The sequence below is a fragment of the Arcobacter sp. F155 genome (assembly GCF_004116455.1).
GTDB lineage: Bacteria > Campylobacterota > Campylobacteria > Campylobacterales > Arcobacteraceae > Halarcobacter.
This window is the reverse complement of the sequence record NZ_PDJU01000006.1, coordinates 123892-141058: the sequence shown is the minus strand read 5'-3', so window position 1 is coordinate 141058 and position 17167 is coordinate 123892. Positions and strand designations below refer to the sequence as shown.

The 17167-nt window shown below is 28.3% G+C and carries 18 protein-coding genes; 4 read left to right on the top strand and 14 right to left on the bottom strand.

The window, feature by feature from the left end:
• Positions 1-96 precede the first annotated feature (96 nt).
• Genes CRV03_RS08215 through CRV03_RS08205 form a run of 3 tightly spaced genes read left to right on the top strand, consistent with a single transcriptional unit; the run spans position 97 to position 3339 of the window.
• The gene (locus CRV03_RS08215; protein WP_129084655.1) at positions 97-831 is read left to right on the top strand and encodes a phytanoyl-CoA dioxygenase family protein; all 735 of its coding nucleotides are present in this window, start codon (positions 97-99) and stop codon (positions 829-831) included.
• Positions 824-2935, top strand: coding sequence for a helix-hairpin-helix domain-containing protein (locus CRV03_RS08210; protein WP_129084654.1), 2112 nt, complete (start codon positions 824-826; stop codon positions 2933-2935). Before CRV03_RS08215 ends, CRV03_RS08210 begins: the two co-directional genes overlap by 8 nt.
• Positions 2932-3339: a hypothetical protein gene (locus CRV03_RS08205; RefSeq protein ID WP_129084653.1), complete on the top strand. Its 408-nt coding sequence runs from the start codon at positions 2932-2934 to the stop codon at positions 3337-3339. The genes CRV03_RS08210 and CRV03_RS08205 overlap by 4 nt, the downstream gene beginning before the upstream one ends.
• Before the next feature lie 148 nt (positions 3340-3487).
• Here the strand turns inward: CRV03_RS08205 and CRV03_RS08200 are convergent, their stop codons facing one another.
• The 9 genes from CRV03_RS08200 to CRV03_RS08160 all read right to left on the bottom strand — a co-directional run bounded on the left by CRV03_RS08200 (position 3488) and on the right by CRV03_RS08160 (position 10850).
• Positions 3488-3874: a RidA family protein gene (locus CRV03_RS08200; protein ID WP_129084652.1), complete on the bottom strand. Its 387-nt coding sequence runs from the start codon at positions 3872-3874 to the stop codon at positions 3488-3490.
• Between the two features lie 22 nt (positions 3875-3896).
• Positions 3897-4646, bottom strand: coding sequence for an NUDIX domain-containing protein (locus CRV03_RS08195; protein WP_258239047.1), 750 nt, complete (start codon positions 4644-4646; stop codon positions 3897-3899).
• Positions 4647-4698: 52 nt separating this feature from the next.
• Positions 4699-5877: a sensor histidine kinase gene (locus CRV03_RS08190; protein WP_129084650.1), complete on the bottom strand. Its 1179-nt coding sequence runs from the start codon at positions 5875-5877 to the stop codon at positions 4699-4701.
• Complete coding sequence (locus CRV03_RS08185) at positions 5868-6926, bottom strand: FIST N-terminal domain-containing protein (protein ID WP_129084649.1); 1059 nt, start codon at positions 6924-6926, stop codon at positions 5868-5870. The genes CRV03_RS08190 and CRV03_RS08185 overlap by 10 nt, the downstream gene beginning before the upstream one ends.
• Before the next feature lie 159 nt (positions 6927-7085).
• Entirely contained in the window at positions 7086-7700 is a 615-nt protein-coding gene (locus tag CRV03_RS08180; protein ID WP_129084648.1) for a LysE/ArgO family amino acid transporter, read from the bottom strand.
• Positions 7700-8320: a MarC family protein gene (locus CRV03_RS08175; RefSeq protein ID WP_129084647.1), complete on the bottom strand. Its 621-nt coding sequence runs from the start codon at positions 8318-8320 to the stop codon at positions 7700-7702. Before CRV03_RS08175 ends, CRV03_RS08180 begins: the two co-directional genes overlap by 1 nt.
• Position 8321: 1 nt before the next feature.
• Positions 8322-9290 carry an amino acid ABC transporter permease gene (locus tag CRV03_RS08170; protein WP_129084646.1) on the bottom strand — a complete coding sequence of 323 codons (969 nt, stop codon included), beginning with the start codon at positions 9288-9290 and terminating at the stop codon, positions 8322-8324.
• Between the two features lie 3 nt (positions 9291-9293).
• Entirely contained in the window at positions 9294-10109 is an 816-nt protein-coding gene (locus CRV03_RS08165; protein ID WP_129084645.1) for a transporter substrate-binding domain-containing protein, read from the bottom strand.
• 12 nt (positions 10110-10121) lie between these two features.
• Positions 10122-10850, bottom strand: coding sequence for an amino acid ABC transporter ATP-binding protein (locus tag CRV03_RS08160; protein WP_129084694.1), 729 nt, complete (start codon positions 10848-10850; stop codon positions 10122-10124).
• Positions 10851-11092: 242 nt separating this feature from the next.
• Here CRV03_RS08160 and CRV03_RS08155 point away from each other — a divergent pair, with 242 nt between their 5' ends.
• Entirely contained in the window at positions 11093-12205 is a 1113-nt protein-coding gene (locus CRV03_RS08155) for a glycosyltransferase (protein ID WP_129084644.1), read from the top strand.
• Between the two features lie 3 nt (positions 12206-12208).
• Here CRV03_RS08155 and CRV03_RS08150 read toward each other — a convergent pair whose 3' ends face one another.
• The 5 genes from CRV03_RS08150 to CRV03_RS08130 all read right to left on the bottom strand — a co-directional run bounded on the left by CRV03_RS08150 (position 12209) and on the right by CRV03_RS08130 (position 17152).
• Positions 12209-13120, bottom strand: coding sequence for a bile acid:sodium symporter family protein (locus CRV03_RS08150; protein ID WP_129084643.1), 912 nt, complete (start codon positions 13118-13120; stop codon positions 12209-12211).
• Between the two features lie 4 nt (positions 13121-13124).
• Positions 13125-13628, bottom strand: a complete 504-nt coding sequence (locus CRV03_RS08145; RefSeq protein WP_129084642.1) for a dihydrofolate reductase — start codon at positions 13626-13628, stop codon at positions 13125-13127.
• Positions 13629-13752: 124 nt separating this feature from the next.
• Positions 13753-14616: a thymidylate synthase gene (locus tag CRV03_RS08140; RefSeq protein WP_129084641.1), complete on the bottom strand. Its 864-nt coding sequence runs from the start codon at positions 14614-14616 to the stop codon at positions 13753-13755.
• A 60-nt stretch (positions 14617-14676) separates the two neighbouring features.
• Positions 14677-15330 carry a response regulator gene (locus CRV03_RS08135; RefSeq protein WP_129084640.1) on the bottom strand — a complete coding sequence of 218 codons (654 nt, stop codon included), beginning with the start codon at positions 15328-15330 and terminating at the stop codon, positions 14677-14679.
• Positions 15305-17152 (bottom strand): 7TM diverse intracellular signaling domain-containing protein, encoded by a 1848-nt coding sequence (locus CRV03_RS08130; protein ID WP_258239046.1) that lies wholly within the window; start codon positions 17150-17152, stop codon positions 15305-15307. Before CRV03_RS08130 ends, CRV03_RS08135 begins: the two co-directional genes overlap by 26 nt.
• Between the last annotated feature and the right edge of the window lie 15 nt (positions 17153-17167).

Below are 17167 nucleotides of genomic sequence, written 5' to 3'. Positions count from 1 at the left end.
AATATTAATATAAGATTTTATTATAGTAAATATTTAGATAATAAAATAGAAATCGATTTTGATGTATAATACGAAAAATTTATAAGAAAGCTATCAATGGAATTATCAAAAGAACAATTAGAGCAATTTAATCGTGACGGATTTTTAATAATAAAAAATTTTGCTGACAATGAATTATGCGATAAAATTTTAGAAAAAGCAAAAGAACATCTTACAAAAAAACAAGCTCCAATAGAAACAGAACAAGAGTATATGAGCCTTGATGAAGATAAAATCACAGTTAGAAGATTAAGACAAGTATATGATAGAGAAGAAGTATTTCAAGAGTGGATGACAAATAAAGAGATAAGACCAATTTTAAAACAAGTTTTAAATGATACTCCTGTTTTAACTTTAGCTCACCACAACTCAATCATGACTAAACTTCCCCATGAAAGTACAAGAACTTACTGGCACCAAGATAGAAGATATTGGCATTTTGAAAATGATGATTTAGTATCAGTTTGGTTAAGTTTAGGAGATGAGTTTTTAGAAAATGGTCTTTTAGAATTTATTCCTGGAACACATAAAATCAAATTTGATAAATCTTCTTTTGATGAAGTAGATAATTTTATTGATGAAAATGAAGAAAACCAAAAAATCATAGAAAAAAGAACTCACCAAAACTTATCAAAAGGTGATATTGTTTTATTTCACTGTAAAACACTACACCATGCAAGTAAAAATGTAACTGATAGTGCAAAAATATCTTTTGTATATACTGTACGAGCACAAAACAATAAACCACTTGAAAATACAAGAAGTGACTACAAGGAAATAGTTCTTGACTAACGATTTATTAAACTTACTAGAAGAGAAAACACAACTTCCATCTAAAGTTATAGAAAATATTATCAATCTTTTAAATGAAGGTTGTACTATTCCTTTTATTGCAAGGTATAGAAAAGATTTAACAAACAATGCAAGTGATGAGGCACTAAGAGCTTTTGAAGAAGTTTATTCTTACTCTCAAAAACTACTCTCACGTAAAGAAGAGATAATCTCTATTTTAAAAGAGAAGAACTTTTTAAATGACAAAGTCTTATCACAGTTAAGTGAAGCAACAACTTTACAAGCAGTAGAAGATATTTATACACCTTTTAAAGATAAAAAATCTTCAAGAACAAGTAAGGCTATAGAGAATGGCTTAGAGCCTTTTGCAAATATTATTCAAAGTCTAAAATACACTAAAGAAGAAGTTTCACAAAAAGCAAAACAGTTTTTAAATAAAGAAGTTACATCTTGTGAAGATGCTATAACTGGTGCAAAAGATATTATAGCTCAAAGATATGCCGATGATTTTAAATCAAAAGAGATAATAAGAAAGCTAATCTCAAACTGGGGAAATATAGAGATAAAAGAAGGTAAAGAGTTTCAAAAAGATGGTCTTTATTCAAGCTTTATTGAAAAAGAAGAAAAAATAAAATACATCAAATCTCACAGAACTTTAGCAATATTAAGAGCTGTAAATGAAAAACAACTAGCTATAAAAGTAAATATTGATGAAAAACATATTTTAGAGAACATAAAAAAATATAAAATCCCTTCTTGGGCAAACACTTCAAAAGAGATAGTATTTGATGCCTATAAAGATGGACTAAAAAGACTTTTACTTCCTAGTTTAAAAAGAGAAGCTCTTACAACTTTAAAAGAAAAAGCAAGTAGCGAAGCTATTGAGCTTTTTGGTAAAAACTTAAAAGAGTTACTTCAAACAGCTCCATTAGTAAATCAAGTTATTTTAGGAGTTGACCCTGGATATAAAACTGGTTGTAAATTAGCTGTTATAGATGAAGATGGTTTATATCTTGATTCTACTGTGATTTATCCTACAAAACCAAAAGAGGACTTTGCAAACTCTTCTAAAGTAGTTTGCTCTTTAATTGAAAAATATAATATCACAGCAATAGCTATTGGAAATGGAACTGCTTCAAGGGAAACTGCTGATTTTATAGCAACTTTAATCAAAGAGAAAAATCTTGATATAAACTATGCAATTGTTAGTGAGATAGGTGCAAGTGTTTATTCTGCTTCTAAAATTGCACAAAAAGAGTACCCTAATCTTGATGTAACTATTAGAGGTGCTATTTCTATTGCAGCAAGACTTCGTGACCCAATGGCAGCTTTAGTAAAAATAGACCCTAAATCACTTGGTATTGGTCAATATCAACATGATGTAAATCAAAAAGAGTTAGCTCTAAAATTAGAAAATACAACAATTGACTTAGTAAATAAAGTAGGTGTTGATTTAAACTCAGCTTCATATAAACTACTATCTTTTGTTTCTGGTATTACTGAAAAACTAGCACAAAATATTGTAGAACATAGAGAAAAGATTGGAAAGTTTACTTCAAAAGAAGAGCTTCTAAAAGTAAAAGGTATTGGAGCAAAAGCTTATGAACAAGCAGTTGGTTTCTTAAGAATAAAAGATGGTAAATCTATTTTAAATAATACTGCTATTCATCCAGAAGATTATGAAGTAACAAAAAACTTGCAAAAAAACTATAAAATAGAAGATATCAAAGATTCACAAATACAAACTATAGCAAATGAACTTGGCTCTTCTTTACTAAAACTAAAAGATATAATTGAAGAACTTAAAAAACCTGGTTTTGATATCAGAGAAAACTTCAATCAAGTAAAATTTGCCCAAGATGTAGCTTCAATAGAGGATTTAAAAGAAGGGTTTGTTTTATCTGGAATAGTTAGAAATATAACTGACTTTGGAGCCTTCGTTGATGTAGGATTAAAAAATGACGCCCTACTTCATATCTCACAAATATCAAATAAAAGAATCTCTCATCCAAGTGAGGTTTTAAGTATCAATCAGAATTTAGAAAAAGTAAAAGTTCTAAGCGTTGATTTAGAGAAACAAAGAGTGAGTTTGAGTTTAAAATGAAAATAATTGAAGAATTTAATAAAACTATATATCATAAAATTGAAAAGTCATTGATTAAAAATGATATAAAAGACATTTTAAATAAAGATGGAAGAAAAAATAATTCTCCTGCTGGATGCAAAAATAAACCTACTATTTATATTTTATATTCAAAAAAAGACGAAGTTTTATATATAGGAGAATCTGGCAAAAGTCTTAAAACTAGATGTTCAGGTGATGGAAGTGGCTCTCATAATAAAAAAGATTGGTGGGAAGAAGTTGAATATGTTAAATACTTAATTAATAATGAGTTTTGTAAAGATGAAAAAGTACGAAAGTTTTTAGAACAATCTTTATCAATAACTTTAAAACCCAAATACTATGGAAGAAGTAAGCATTTAAAAAATAACGTAAAGAAAAATTGAAAAATATGTTAAGAAATTAAAACTGTTTGAAGCTTTAGCTGAGTTTTTTAATTTTAATATTTTGAGATTTTTAGCGTAATTTTTTATCCCTGCTTACGCTTTTCTTTTGACTACTTTTCTTTAGTAAAAAGAAAAGTAGTACAAAGTTCTAGTTTTTATGAGCTATTACATCTACCTCAACTAATACGTTTTTTGGTAAAGTTCTAACTGCAACTGTAGCTCTTGCAGGAGCTGTTTCAGCTTTGAAATATTGTGCATAGATTTCATTGAAAGCTACAAAGTTATCCATATCAGATAAATAACAAGTTGTTTTAAGTACATTATCAAAAGATGAGTTTGCTTCTTCTAATACTGCTTTTAAGTTTTCCATTACTTGTTTTGTTTGAGCTTGTACATCATCTCCTCCAACTAGTTCCATAGTTTGTGGGTCTAATGGAATTTGTCCAGATAAGAATACTAAATCACCAAAAGATGTTCCTTGGTTATATGGTCCAATTGCTGAAGGTGCATTTGGTGTTGAGATAATTTCTTTCATTTTTAATTTCCTTTATTATAATTTATTTTTTTTGGATTATACTCTGTTTTCCTAAAGGAAAGAATAATTCCATTTCTTTTTTTATATGACTAAGAGGTTCATTATCTATTTTAAAACCTTTAGTACTTAATGCAGCATTTACTATAGCTTTTGAGTAAGTTAATACATTCTCATCATTTAGATACTCATTTACATCTACCCATTTAGCATCTATTACCTCATCTGTATCAAATATATTTATCTCATGGGTAAGAGGTTTTGCTAAACACAGTACATAAAGATTTGATTTATGAAATTGGTGAGGATAGAAGTGCCCTAAAGACACAACTGACTCAAACTCTACTCTTACCCCTGTTTCTTCATAAACTTCCCTTGCAAGTGCATTAGAAATCATCTCTGCATTATCTACATGTCCACCTGGAAGTTTATATCCAACAGTTGATATTTTCTCTTTTATTACAAGTATTTCATTGTTTTCATTTATTACAACTGCTCCCACACCTAAAGTATGATTTGCAGGTGTTGGAATTATTGCATTCTCTTTTAGTCTTTTTACTACTAATACATAATCTTCATCACAAGAGTGAAAGAAAAAACCTCTTTGCGTAGCAAGAGGAATAAACTGCGAATCTTTTATATCTATATACATCCAAATAAGATTTCTTCTTGATTTAACTTCATCTATTAGCAAATCAAGATTTAATTCAAACTCTTCTTTAGTATCAGGAAGGTTTTCTTTATTGATAGTTATTCCATTGTATGAGTCTAAGATGGCATTAAAATAGCCAATTGTCTCTACAGAATTTTGTAAGATAGGATTACCTTTATATAATATAATTTACATTTAGTGGTAACTCTATATAAAATTTCGCTCCAAATTCAGTGTTTTTTACATACAGTTTACCATCTAATTTATTTACGATTATACCATATGCAGAGTAAAGACCAATCCCTGTTCCTCTGGCTTGATGTTTTGTAGTAAAGTATGGATTAAAGATTTTATCTTTTATCTTTTCATTTACTCCACCTGCATTATCTTCTATAGTTATCTTAATAGTATAGTCTGTTTTTCGTAAACTATACTTTATCCACTTGTATTCTAAATCATCTTTTTCTACCAAGGCTTCTTTTGCATTGTTAAAGATAGTAATCAGAACCTGTAATAAATCCCCTAATACAAGTTTAAAATGTAGTTTCTCTTCTTCTACAAACTCTTCAATGATATTTATACTTTCTAAACTAAAAGATGACCTTAACATCTCAGTTGCCATTTTTAGTCTATCTTGTACAATTATCTCTTTTTCTTTATTACTATCTTTTATATAGTCTCTAAACTCATCTATTGTTCCAGACAGATAACTTGAGTTTTCTAAAATACTTTTTGTGTACTCTTTAAAATCTTCATCAGTAAGTATATCTAGCTCTTTTTTGATTTGCATTCCACTTGTTGCAGTTGAGATGATATTTAATGGTTGTCTCCATTGATGAGCTATATTTCCTATTAGTTCACCCATTTGTGACATTTTTAGTTGTTCAAATAGTTGTCTCTCTTTTTCTAGGTTCTCTTTTGTAGCTTCTTCTATTTGCTCTTTTAAATTTTCAACATTTAAACATGAGTCAATATTTATCTCTATTTTGTTTTTTAGACTCTCTAAAATAGAAGTAATAAAATCAAAATCATTCTCACAAGAATAAAGAAAAATCAAACAGCCTTTTTTTACCTTATATGCTAATAGTTTTATATTCTCATCCACTTCTTCTAAAATAAGAGTCTCATCTTCTAGTCTTTTTTTAATACTTTCTATATTAAAAAGATTTTTCTTTCCTAATGAGGCAACCTCTTCACATAAGTCTAAACTTCTATTTACAAAAAAAGAACCACTTATCGCACCTGTTTCTTTAATAAAAGTTCTTAAGAACTCTTCCATCATCTCTTCTAGATTTAAACTATTTCCTATAGAGTTTACACACTTATAAGATACAGACAATTTTGTTAATGACATATTCCACCTATTACACAACTTTTATTTAGTAAGTCAATATATTTTTCACCAGAGTTTGCTACTTCACCTATGCTAATCACACCAAAGACACTTTTGATTGACTCACACTTGTTTAGCTCTCTTAATTGCTTAGAGTAGCTATTTACTGTTAGATACTCCAGTCTTGATACACACTCAAATATCATTAAGTGTTTAGCACCTTTTTGTAGTACTTGATTTCTTGTACTTGCTGTTGACTCTAAAAGATCACTCTCTTTTGCTTTTAAGATATTGATTACACTATTGTTTTCAATATCCCCTGCTAGATGTAAAAAATCTTTTTGAAAAGAGATTGGGTCTCTTAAGATATATTTCTCATCATTTTTTACTATTCCAAGAGGATAATCTTTCATTAAACTATAAAAATCTTTTAATTCAACTTTTTTACCAAGGTCTTTTTCTATTGCAACTTTATACAATTCAAAAGCACTTTTATAATCTAACTCTTTAAGAAGTTTTCCTTTAGATGATGTAACAACAAAAGGTCCATCTAAAACTTGCCATCCTCCACTTACACCTATATCTATAATATTATCAATCATCACTATAATAGAAGAGTTTGAGTAAAAGCCATTATTATTAAAAAGATGTTTTTTATTCTCTTCAAATGTTCCAGCTCCACCACCAATAATAGTAGAGTTGATATTTGTATGTTCATACATATTTTCTAAGAAAGCTGTATTATAATCTGATAGCCCATCAATAATCGTAATCAAAGTATTATAATTACTTAATGTTGAATTATCAAACTCATGGGTATTCATATCTTCTATAAACTCAATATGAACATTGTTTTTTAAAATACAAATCAAATAACCATCTTCAAATATTTTATTTTTAAATATTAGTTTAGGAAAGATTGCACCATAATACTCTATATTTAAACTATTGAGTTTTTCTAAATCAAGTTTACTATTTTGAGTACATAAAATTAAGTATTTATTTTTATTTGAAAAGTTGAAGTTTTCTAACTGTTTAGATGTTTCTAAAAAGGCAACTGTTACATTCATAGTTAAGACCCACTTTTTAAATAATTTTTAGAGAACCTTTCAAAAACAATTACTTAGGGAGTATTTTTATCAGGTGACTTAAATTATAATTTCTTATATTAAGTTTTATTATTTAAAATAATTTTAGTTGATGGCTTTAATCTAAACTTAAAATATATTTTATTTAATTATATCTATCAGTGAATAAGCGATAAATAGCATAAATAGACCAATAGAAATATCTAATATTTTCCATGTAATTGGCTTTTTAAATAATGGAATTAAAAATCTTGCACCAAAACCTAAAGTAGAAAACCAAAAAGATGAAGCTAATAAAGAACCTAATAGAAAATATAGTTTTAGATTGTCTTCAATATTTGCTCCAATTCCACCTATTAATAAAATAGTATCAAGATAAGTATGTGGATTTAAATATGTAAAAACAAATAATAAAGTTAATACTTGTTTTAAAGGATTTGTTTTTACTTCATCATCAATTTTTAAACTCTCATTTTTAAGTGCGGACTTAAAAGATAAAAAAGAGTAATAACATAAAAATATGATTCCAAAAATTGCAATAGAGTTTATAAGGATTTGATTATCTTTTATAAAAAAGCCTAAACCTAATACCCCTGATGAAATAAGTAAAATATCTGAAAGAATACAAAATAGTACAGCTTTTCCAACGTGCTGTTTTAAAAGCCCAAGTTTTAAAATATATGCATTTTGAGCTCCTATTGCAACAATCAAAGATATTGTTACAATAAAACCTTTTAAGAAGACATCTAAAAACATTATAAATAGAGTTTAGTTAGGCTAACAATTCCTGAGATTATAAATTGTACAGCAATAGCTCCAACAATCAATCCCATAAGTTTAGTAACTACATTTTGTCCTGTAGCACCAAAGAATTTTCTAATATAAATTGAGTTTTTTAATATCAGATAAAATAAAAATGCATTTATACAAAATGCAAGAGTAATAGATACTAAATCAACAAATGTTTCAGCATCATGTTTAAAAATAATAATAGTAGTAAATAGTCCAGCCCCAAAAGCTATAGGAATACCTATTGGAATAACAGAAAGTTCTTCGTCACTTTTGTCATCATCTTTTTTACCCTCTTTTGCACTACCATTTACCATTGAAATTGCCATCATAAGTAGAATAATTCCACCCATAACTTTAAGTGAATTTTCACCAATACCAAAAATCTTTAAGATAGCATCACCTGTAATTAAAACTACAAAAAATGCGATAATAATAGTAAATGTAGATTTTCTAGCAATTGTAGATATTTGTGTTTTTGTAATATTTGGGCTCAATAAAGATAGTGCTAATGCACTAATCCCTATTGGGTCCATAATAGCAAAGATAGTAATAGTTTGTTGGATAAAATTAGATAATATTTCCAAGTTAACTCATTCCGCCTTTTAAAGCCATTTTTTTCTCTAATCTATGTCCAATGAAACTTAACAAAGAAGTAATACTTAGATAAACTAAAGCAACCACAATCCAAGTCTCAAAGGGAGAGAAAGTATTTGCAACAATCTCTTTACCTACTTTAGTTAAATCTGTAATTGCAATTACAGAAACTAAAGATGAATCTTTAACTAAAGCAATCATTTCACCAACTAATGTTGGTAAAGCTCTTTTAAATGCTTGAGGTAAAATAATATATCTCATAGCCTGAGTTTTAGAAATACCTAATGAACTAGCAGCTTCAAGTTGCCCTTTATCAATAGATTGAATAGCACCTCTTAAAACCTCTGCCATATAAGCACCAAAGAAAATCCCAAGGGCTAATACACCAGCAATAAATCTATCAAGCTCAAAAATATTTGCAACTATAAAATAGAATAAGAAGATTTGCACAAGTAAAGGTGTTCCCCTAACTAGTGTAATATAAACCGTCGCAATATCTTTTAAGAACTGATAAGTAGATAGTTTCATAAGTGCAACTATAATACCTATTATAAAAGTAAGAATTGCAGCAAAGAATGATATCTTAAGTGTTACCCAAAGTCCTTGTAATACAGGACCAATTTTAGTTTCACTTTTTGATGCAACAATATCAAACTGATATACATATTCTCCTACTTTATACTCTAATAAAAAACTACTATCTAAATTTTCTAACTGAACTGTATCAGTTCCTTCAATAAAATAGTTTTCATCTTTTAATACTAGTTTTCCATCTATAGGAGCTTCAATATTTACACTTTGCTCATAAACAAAGTATTTAGGGATAGAGTTCCATTTCCAAACATAGTTCATGTTTGCTGCTGCTAGATAAAAGAAATATCCAACTGCTAGATAAAAAGCTAGAGCAATTAAATGCCCTAGATTCTTATTTTGTGCCCAAGATTGATGTTTTTTACTCATATATTATTGAACTCTTTTTAACCAATCTGTATCTTGTAACCATTTCTTATTTAATTTTCCATGGAAATCAACAAGTTTGTCTTCTTTTGCTTGTCTTAAGAAGTTGTTTAACCAGTTAAGGAAATCAGGGTCACCTTTTCTAATAGCCCACCCTAATGGCTCATAAGTTAATGGAGTATCTAAGTGTACTAATTTACCTTTACCTTTATCAGACATAAATAGAATATTATATGGTTGGTCATAGATAAATGCATCTGCTTTTCCATTTAATACTTCTGCTGCTGCATCTGCTTCTGTTTCAAAAGTAACTACTTTTGCATTTTTGAAGAATTTCTTTGCAACAATTTCACCAGTTACACCAAGTTTAGTAACTATTGTATAACCTTTTTTGTCTAATTGTGTAGCGTCAGTAATTTTACCTTGTAATTTTTTGTCAATTAAAACAGTTTGTCCAATTACAACATATGGGTCAGCAAAGTTAATTTTTAAGTTTCTTTGTTGAGTAATAGTCATTGCAGACATGATAATATCACATTTACCTGTTAAAAGTGATGCAATAATTCCATCCCATGCAGTTGATACAGGTACAAATTTTACACCCATTTCTTTTGCCATTTTTTTACCAAAATCGATATCATAACCAATGATTCTACCTCTTTTGTCTTTCATTTCAAAAGGCATATATCCTGGGTCTAAACAAGCTCTTAATTCCCCTCTTTTAACAATCTCATTTAACGTAGACTTCTTCCAAAGATTAATGTCATCTGCAAGTAAGTTCATAGTTGCAAATACCATTAAAGCTAATACTAATTTCTTCACTCTCTCTCCTTATTAATGTGTTAATATCTCTTTTAAGAATTTCTTTGCTCTATCACTTTTTGGATGTGCAAAAAACTCTTCTGGAGTATTCTCTTCAACGATAACTCCGTGGTCCATAAATACAATTCTATCCCCTACTTCTTTTGCAAAACCCATCTCATGAGTAACACAAACTAAAGTAAAGTTCTCTTTTGCTAAATCTTTCATAACTGCAAGTACATCACCAATTGTTTCTGGGTCAAGAGCTGATGTAGGCTCATCAAAAAGTATAACTTTTGGTTTCATTGCTAAACTTCTTGCTATGGCAACTCTTTGTTTTTGTCCACCACTTAAATCAGCAGGATATGAGTTAGCTTTATCTTTTAGTTTTACTTTATCAAGTAGTTCTAAAGCAATCTTTTTTGCTTCATCTTTATTTACATTTTTAACTAAAGATGGAGCTAGTGTAATATTTTCTAAAATAGTTAAATGAGGAAATAGATTAAAGTGCTGAAAAACCATTCCAACTTCACCTCTAATCTCTTGTAGGTTCTTTTTACTTTTATGAATGTCGATATCATCAACTATGATTTCACCTTCATCGATGTCTTCTAGTCCATTGATACATCTAATTAGTGTTGATTTACCAGAACCTGATGGTCCACAAACAACAACAATTTCACCCTTCTTTACATAAAAATTAATATTTTTTAAAACATGAAAGTCGTCATAAAATTTATTAATTTTATTCATATTAATAATGTTACTACTATTACCCATTATCTCTCTTTTTTTAGATTCAAGCTATTATATTATAATAATACCAATTAAATAAAAATTAATGTATAATTTTAGTACAATTAACTGTTTTACATTAGAAAAACAAATACTTAAAATTTAAATTAAACTCCCATTAAACTAGTTATTTAAAAAAATAATATTAGTGCTTCTTTAATGCTACTTGTTTATGATAGAATGTTACAATTTTCTAGCAAGGAGTAGTTATGAATAGGCTTCTTTATATTACAGACCAAGATGAGTACACTGACCACAGTTTTATTGGCCCTTTGTTTGAAAAACATTTAAATAATTATATCCATACTGATATAGTTTACTTCAGTGAATTTAAAACTGAACTAGAAAAAAAAGATGATAGACGTTTTGTTTTACCCAAACAAGAAGAGACAAAAATCTTAAATTTGTTTGAAAATGCAGGTATTAGTCCAAGTGAATATGACTATATTATAGTTAGAAATAATGCTGATATTTTAAAAGCAGTTTTACAACAAAGTAAAACCTACAACTATAAAGTTGGATATAGACTCTCATTTCCAAAAGATGTTGAGAAAATGGAAGTTGATAAAGCAAACAATAAATCTAGCTTTTTAAAATATCTAAATACTACCATTAACAGTTTTTCTGAAACAAAATATATAAATCAATGTGATATATTCTTGCCTTCTTCTGATTTGATGAAAGAAGAATATTATGAAGCAGTAAAAGTAAAGACTTTTATCTGTCCTCCTTGTTTAGACCCAGATGAACTAAAAGAGAACAAACAACATCAATCAAATGAAAAAAGATTTTTCTACGCAGGAACAATCGACAAACTAAGGGATTTTGAAACAGTTATAAATGCCTTTGATAGTGTAAAAAGTTCTTCATGGAAACTAACAATCTCAACAAAAAACCCTGAAAATGCAAAAGCTATAATAAGCTCTTTTCCTACTTTGGAAAACAAAATAAATATTGTAAATGCTAAAACAAAAGAAGAGTTATTAAAATATATCTCAGAAGCAGATGTTGGAATTTGTGTTTTACCTGATATTCCACTATTTAGTACTTCTACACCTATTAAAATTATGGATTATTATTCAACAGCAATTCCATGTCTTATGACAAATAATGCAAACAACTATACTCTGTTTACAGATGATTATGATGCTTGGTTCTGTAAATTTGATAAATACTCTATAAAAACTAGACTTGAAGAGATAATTGATTTATCAAAAGAAGAGGTTGAAAATGTTGGTAAAAAAGGTCAAACTAGACTTTTAGAGATAAGAAACTATAAAAAAGTTGCGAGTAAATTAGCTGAAACACTAGAGCTTTTATAAGCTTTAGTGTTCATCTTCTTTTGACCAATATCCAGCGATAATCGAACCAGAAATATTATGCCAAATACTAAAGATAGCTCCTGGTAAAGCACTTAAAGCAGTAAAATACTTCATTGATAAGACTACTGCTAAACCTGAGTTTTGCATACCAACTTCAATAGCTACTGTTTTACACTCTTTTTTGCTGTAGCCAAAAAGTTTAGAAATATAATATCCTGATAAAAGTCCAGAGAAGTTATGAAGCATGATTGCAAGCATTAAAGGTAATGCAATAGTTGCTATTTTACTTTGGTTAAGTCCTATTATAATTCCAATTATAAATACAATAGAAACTATAGAGAAAAATGCAAATAAATCATGTCTCTTTTCTATATATTTATGGAAGAAGTGATTTAAAATAATCCCAACCACAACTGGGACAAATACGATTTTTAAAATACTCAATAACATACTAAAAGCAGGAACAGGAACTGTTTGTCCCACATAAAGTAGCGTTAAATATGGTGTAATAAGTATAGATAAAAGTGTTGAAACAATAGTCATAGTAATAGATAAAGCAACATCAGCTTTCGCTAAATATGCAATTACATTTGAAGCAGTTCCACCTGAAACAGCACCAACTAAAACCATACCAACAAGTAATTCATCTGAAAGGTTAAAAAGTTTTGAGATAACAAAAGCAGCAAGGGGCATAATCAAAAACTGTAAAGCAACAGTTAAAGCTATGATTTTAGGTTTTTTCAAAACCCTTTTAAAATCATCTACTTTTAAAGTAATTCCCATGCAAAACATTATCAAGATAAGTAAAGGGATAATCCAAGATTTAAAATCAACTACTATACTAGGTTGTAAATAGGCAATTATTGAAAAAACAATTGCCCAAATAGGGAAAAGAGCGGTTATTTTTTTAAGCATTTACTTAATCTTTTTTAACCCAAACTTTAAATTTCCAAGCTGGTGATTTAACTTTATCACCCTCTTTTATCTCTTCATACTCTTTTTGTTCTACTAAATCCCAAGAAGAGAAATCAATCTCTTTTAGAAAAGCGTCAGCTTCACCATCAAAATCAACTTCACTTAAATACATTTTATCAACATAGTCAAACATAGTTTCATAGATATTTGCTCCGCCAATTACAAATAGTTCTTCTTCACCATTTGCCCTTGCAAAATCTAAAGCTTTTTGTATCTGGTTAAAAGTATAAACACCCTCTTGTTCAAACTCACCTCTACTTAATACAAGTGAAGTTCTATTTGGAAGGGGCTTTCCAATTGATTCAAAAGTTTTTCTTCCCATTAGAATATGGTGACCTGAAGTTATGGCTTTGAAGTTTTTAAAATCTTCACTTATATGCCATAACATTTGATTGTTTAAACCTATTTCCCAGTTTTTTCCATAGGCTACTATCATTGAAATTTTCATTATTATTCCTTTGAATTGGTTCCCAATTAAAAGGGAACCTTTTATATTCTCTATCTACTTTTTCTCATAGGAAATAAATTCCTATTAAAAGTAGCAAAATTCTAAAGAAGTCAACGAGTTGGCTTTATACAGCCATTTGTGCTTTAATTGGTTCATCACATACATAATCAACTAATTCAAAATCTTCCATTTTAAAATCATTTATATCTTTAATATCAGAATTGATTTTCATAGTTGGTTTTTTATGTGGAGTACGACTAAGTTGTAAATTAACTTGTTCCATATGATTTGAATAGATATGTGCATCACCAAAAGTATGAACAAAATCCCCTACTTCTAAATCACAAACTTGTGCAATCATCATTGTAAGTAGTGCATAAGAAGCAATATTAAAAGGTACTCCTAAAAACACATCTGCACTTCTTTGATATAACTGACAAGATAGTTTTCCCTCTGCTACATAAAACTGGAAAAAAGTATGACAAGGAGGTAATGCCATGTTTTCTATCTCTGCTACATTCCAAGCATTTAAAATAATTCTTCTACTATCTGGATTGTTTTTAATTTGATTAATAACAGTTGCTAACTGGTCATGTGGTTTTCCATCAGCTCCTATCCAAGACCTCCATTGGCTCCCATATACAGGACCAAGCTCTTTTATAGTATCTGTATTTGTATATCCTAAATCTTTTCCTTGAGCATCTGCGTTTGCAGTCCAAACTGTTTTTTTACCAATTAAGTTTGAAGCTTTATCACCATAATGAATCTCTGCAAGCCTTCTTTCATCTGTACTTCCTTCTATAAACCAAAGAAGCTCAGAAATAATAGCTTTTAAGTGAGTCTTTTTTGTAGTTACAAGGGGAAAACCTTCATTTAAATCAAATCTCATTTGATAACCAAAAACAGAAGTAGTTCCCGTACCTGTTCTATCTTCTTTTTTAATACCATTATCTAAAATATGTTGTAGTAAATCTAAGTATTGTTTCAATGATATTCCTTATTAATTTTTAGTTTAGTATTTTAGCAGATTCATACTTTTTTCTTCTTTTTAGCAATGAAGAATATAACCTCCATATTTTATTGCTTCAAATTTCAAATCAGGAAGTTTTGCTTTAAGTCTAAAAAACAGTTGTCTTCTGGTTGTATCACTTACATCATTTGACCAAATTATTTCATCAATTATGGAATGAGGAACTAAAAGATTTTTTGAATTATATAAAAGAAGAAAAAGCTGTTGTTCCTTTGGACTAAAAATCACTACTCTTTTTTTAAAATATAAGACATGATGTCTTCTATCAAAATAGTAATCATCATTTATAATCTCTTTTGAATTGATATTTTTTATTTTATGAGTGAGAAGTTTTATATTTGCAAGAAGTTCTTCTTCTTTTACAGGTTTAATTATATAGCCAGAATAATCAACACTTGAAGCATCTAAAAGTGTTTTTTCATCAGAATAAGATGTTAAAAATATAACTTGTGATTTATGTAAGCGTTGCAAATAAGAAGAAGCCTCTATTCCATTAGCTTCACCTTTTATTTTAATATCCGAGATTACAATATCTATTTTAGTTTTTTGTGCAACTAATACTGCCTCTTTCATACTATTTGCTTTATAAAGACTATGACTATCTAAACTTTCTAAGCTAGTTTCTATATCCATTGCAATAATTGCATCATCTTCTAGAATCAAGATATTCATTGTTTATTCCTTTATCATCTATTCTAAAAATTATTGTATATTCAAACCCATCATCACTTTTTAAACTATATACACCATTTAATTGTGAAATAAGGGCTTTAATAATTTTACTTCCTAGATTTTCTTTGCTATTTTCACTAAGACCTCTTCCATTATCTTTGACTATTAAAGTGTACTGCTTATCTATAGCCTGTAGAGAAATCTCAATTTTAGGACTATCAATCCCTTTAAATGCATGTTTACAAGAGTTGCTAAATAGTTCATTTACTATTAAACCTAAATGAGTTGCTCCTTCAATTGGAAACTTTGCACTAACAATATCAATCTTTAAATCAATATTTAAATCATTAAAAATCAGTTTATTATAATCAAGCAATTTTTTTAAATACCTATCTATATCAACACTATTAAACTCTTGTGTATCAATTAATAGCTCATGCAAAGTTGATATCGCATTTACTCTTCTTCTACTTTCATCTAAAAGTACTTTTACTTCTTCTTTATTGCAGTGTTTACTTTGTAATGATAAAAAGCTCAAGATAACTTGAAGATTGTTTTTTACTCTATGGGATAATTCTTTTAGTAAAAAACTATTCAGACCCACTTCATATTCTAAGTTTTTGTTTTTCTCAATTAGGTCTTTATTTTTTTCTTCAATGATTTTTTCAAGGTTTTTATTGATTTGTGCAAGTTTTACTCTACTCTTTTCTAGTGCTAGTTGTTTTTTTCTATAACTACTTGCTAATGCCATAGAAAAAAGTGTGATATCTAGAAAGCTTCCTATCTCAGGAGTATACTGTGTAAATAGATTCATCTCTAAAACTTCTATATACATAAGAACAGATAAGGATATACCAATTATAAAAAAACTCCACCCAAACAATATATAATATGCTTCTTTATTCTTTATAACAAATGCATGATAAAAAGCTGTTATAAACATCAAAATAAGTGAAAGAAAATTCATAAGAACAAGAAAAATAAATGAGTCTTTATATGACAAAATAAAATGAAGTATCACAAAAAACACACCAAGATAAATAGCAAACATCAAAGCCTTATCCAGCTTTGGTGTTCTATTCTTTGTGTCTAAATACTCCTTACAAAAAATCAAGCCAAATATCATAAACATATAAAAAAACTCTCGTCCTGTTAGCTGATTAAGCTCAGGATAATCAGACCAAATATATGCAAAGCCCATACCTGTACGAAAAAGCATAGATAAAAATACTGAACCTGTAAATAGAACATAGATTAAAAATACTCGCTCTTTACTAAATAGATAGAAAATAAAATTATAAAAGATCAAAAGAAACATTCCAGAAAAATAGACAGCTAAAAATACAGTACTATCTAAAACATTTTTTTGAAACGCTTTCTCTTCCCATAGTTTTGTATGCACAGTCATTTTCACAAAAGAAGATACTTTTAGATATAAAATAGTTTTTTCCTCTTCTAGGTTTAAAGGAATAGCAATCTTTGGATACTGATAGGACATATGTGAAAAAGGTAAAAAGGAGCTATACTTATGTATAAATTTTCCGTCTTCATCAAAAACTTCTATATCACCTCTATAAAAATTCTGCATCTCTAAAACATACTCTTTTGTAAAAGTACTTTTTTTATCTATTTCTACTTTTATCCAAATTGTTGCATCTGTAAACTCAAAAGAGGAGTTTTTATTTGTCAATATTTTATATTCACTATTTTGTTTTTTTATTATTTCATTTATTGTTAGCTGATTGTTTTCATCACTAAGATAGTACTTACTCATAGTAAGAGAAGCAAAAGAATAGATAGAAAAAAATAAAAATAAAATCACATATCTCAAAATAAA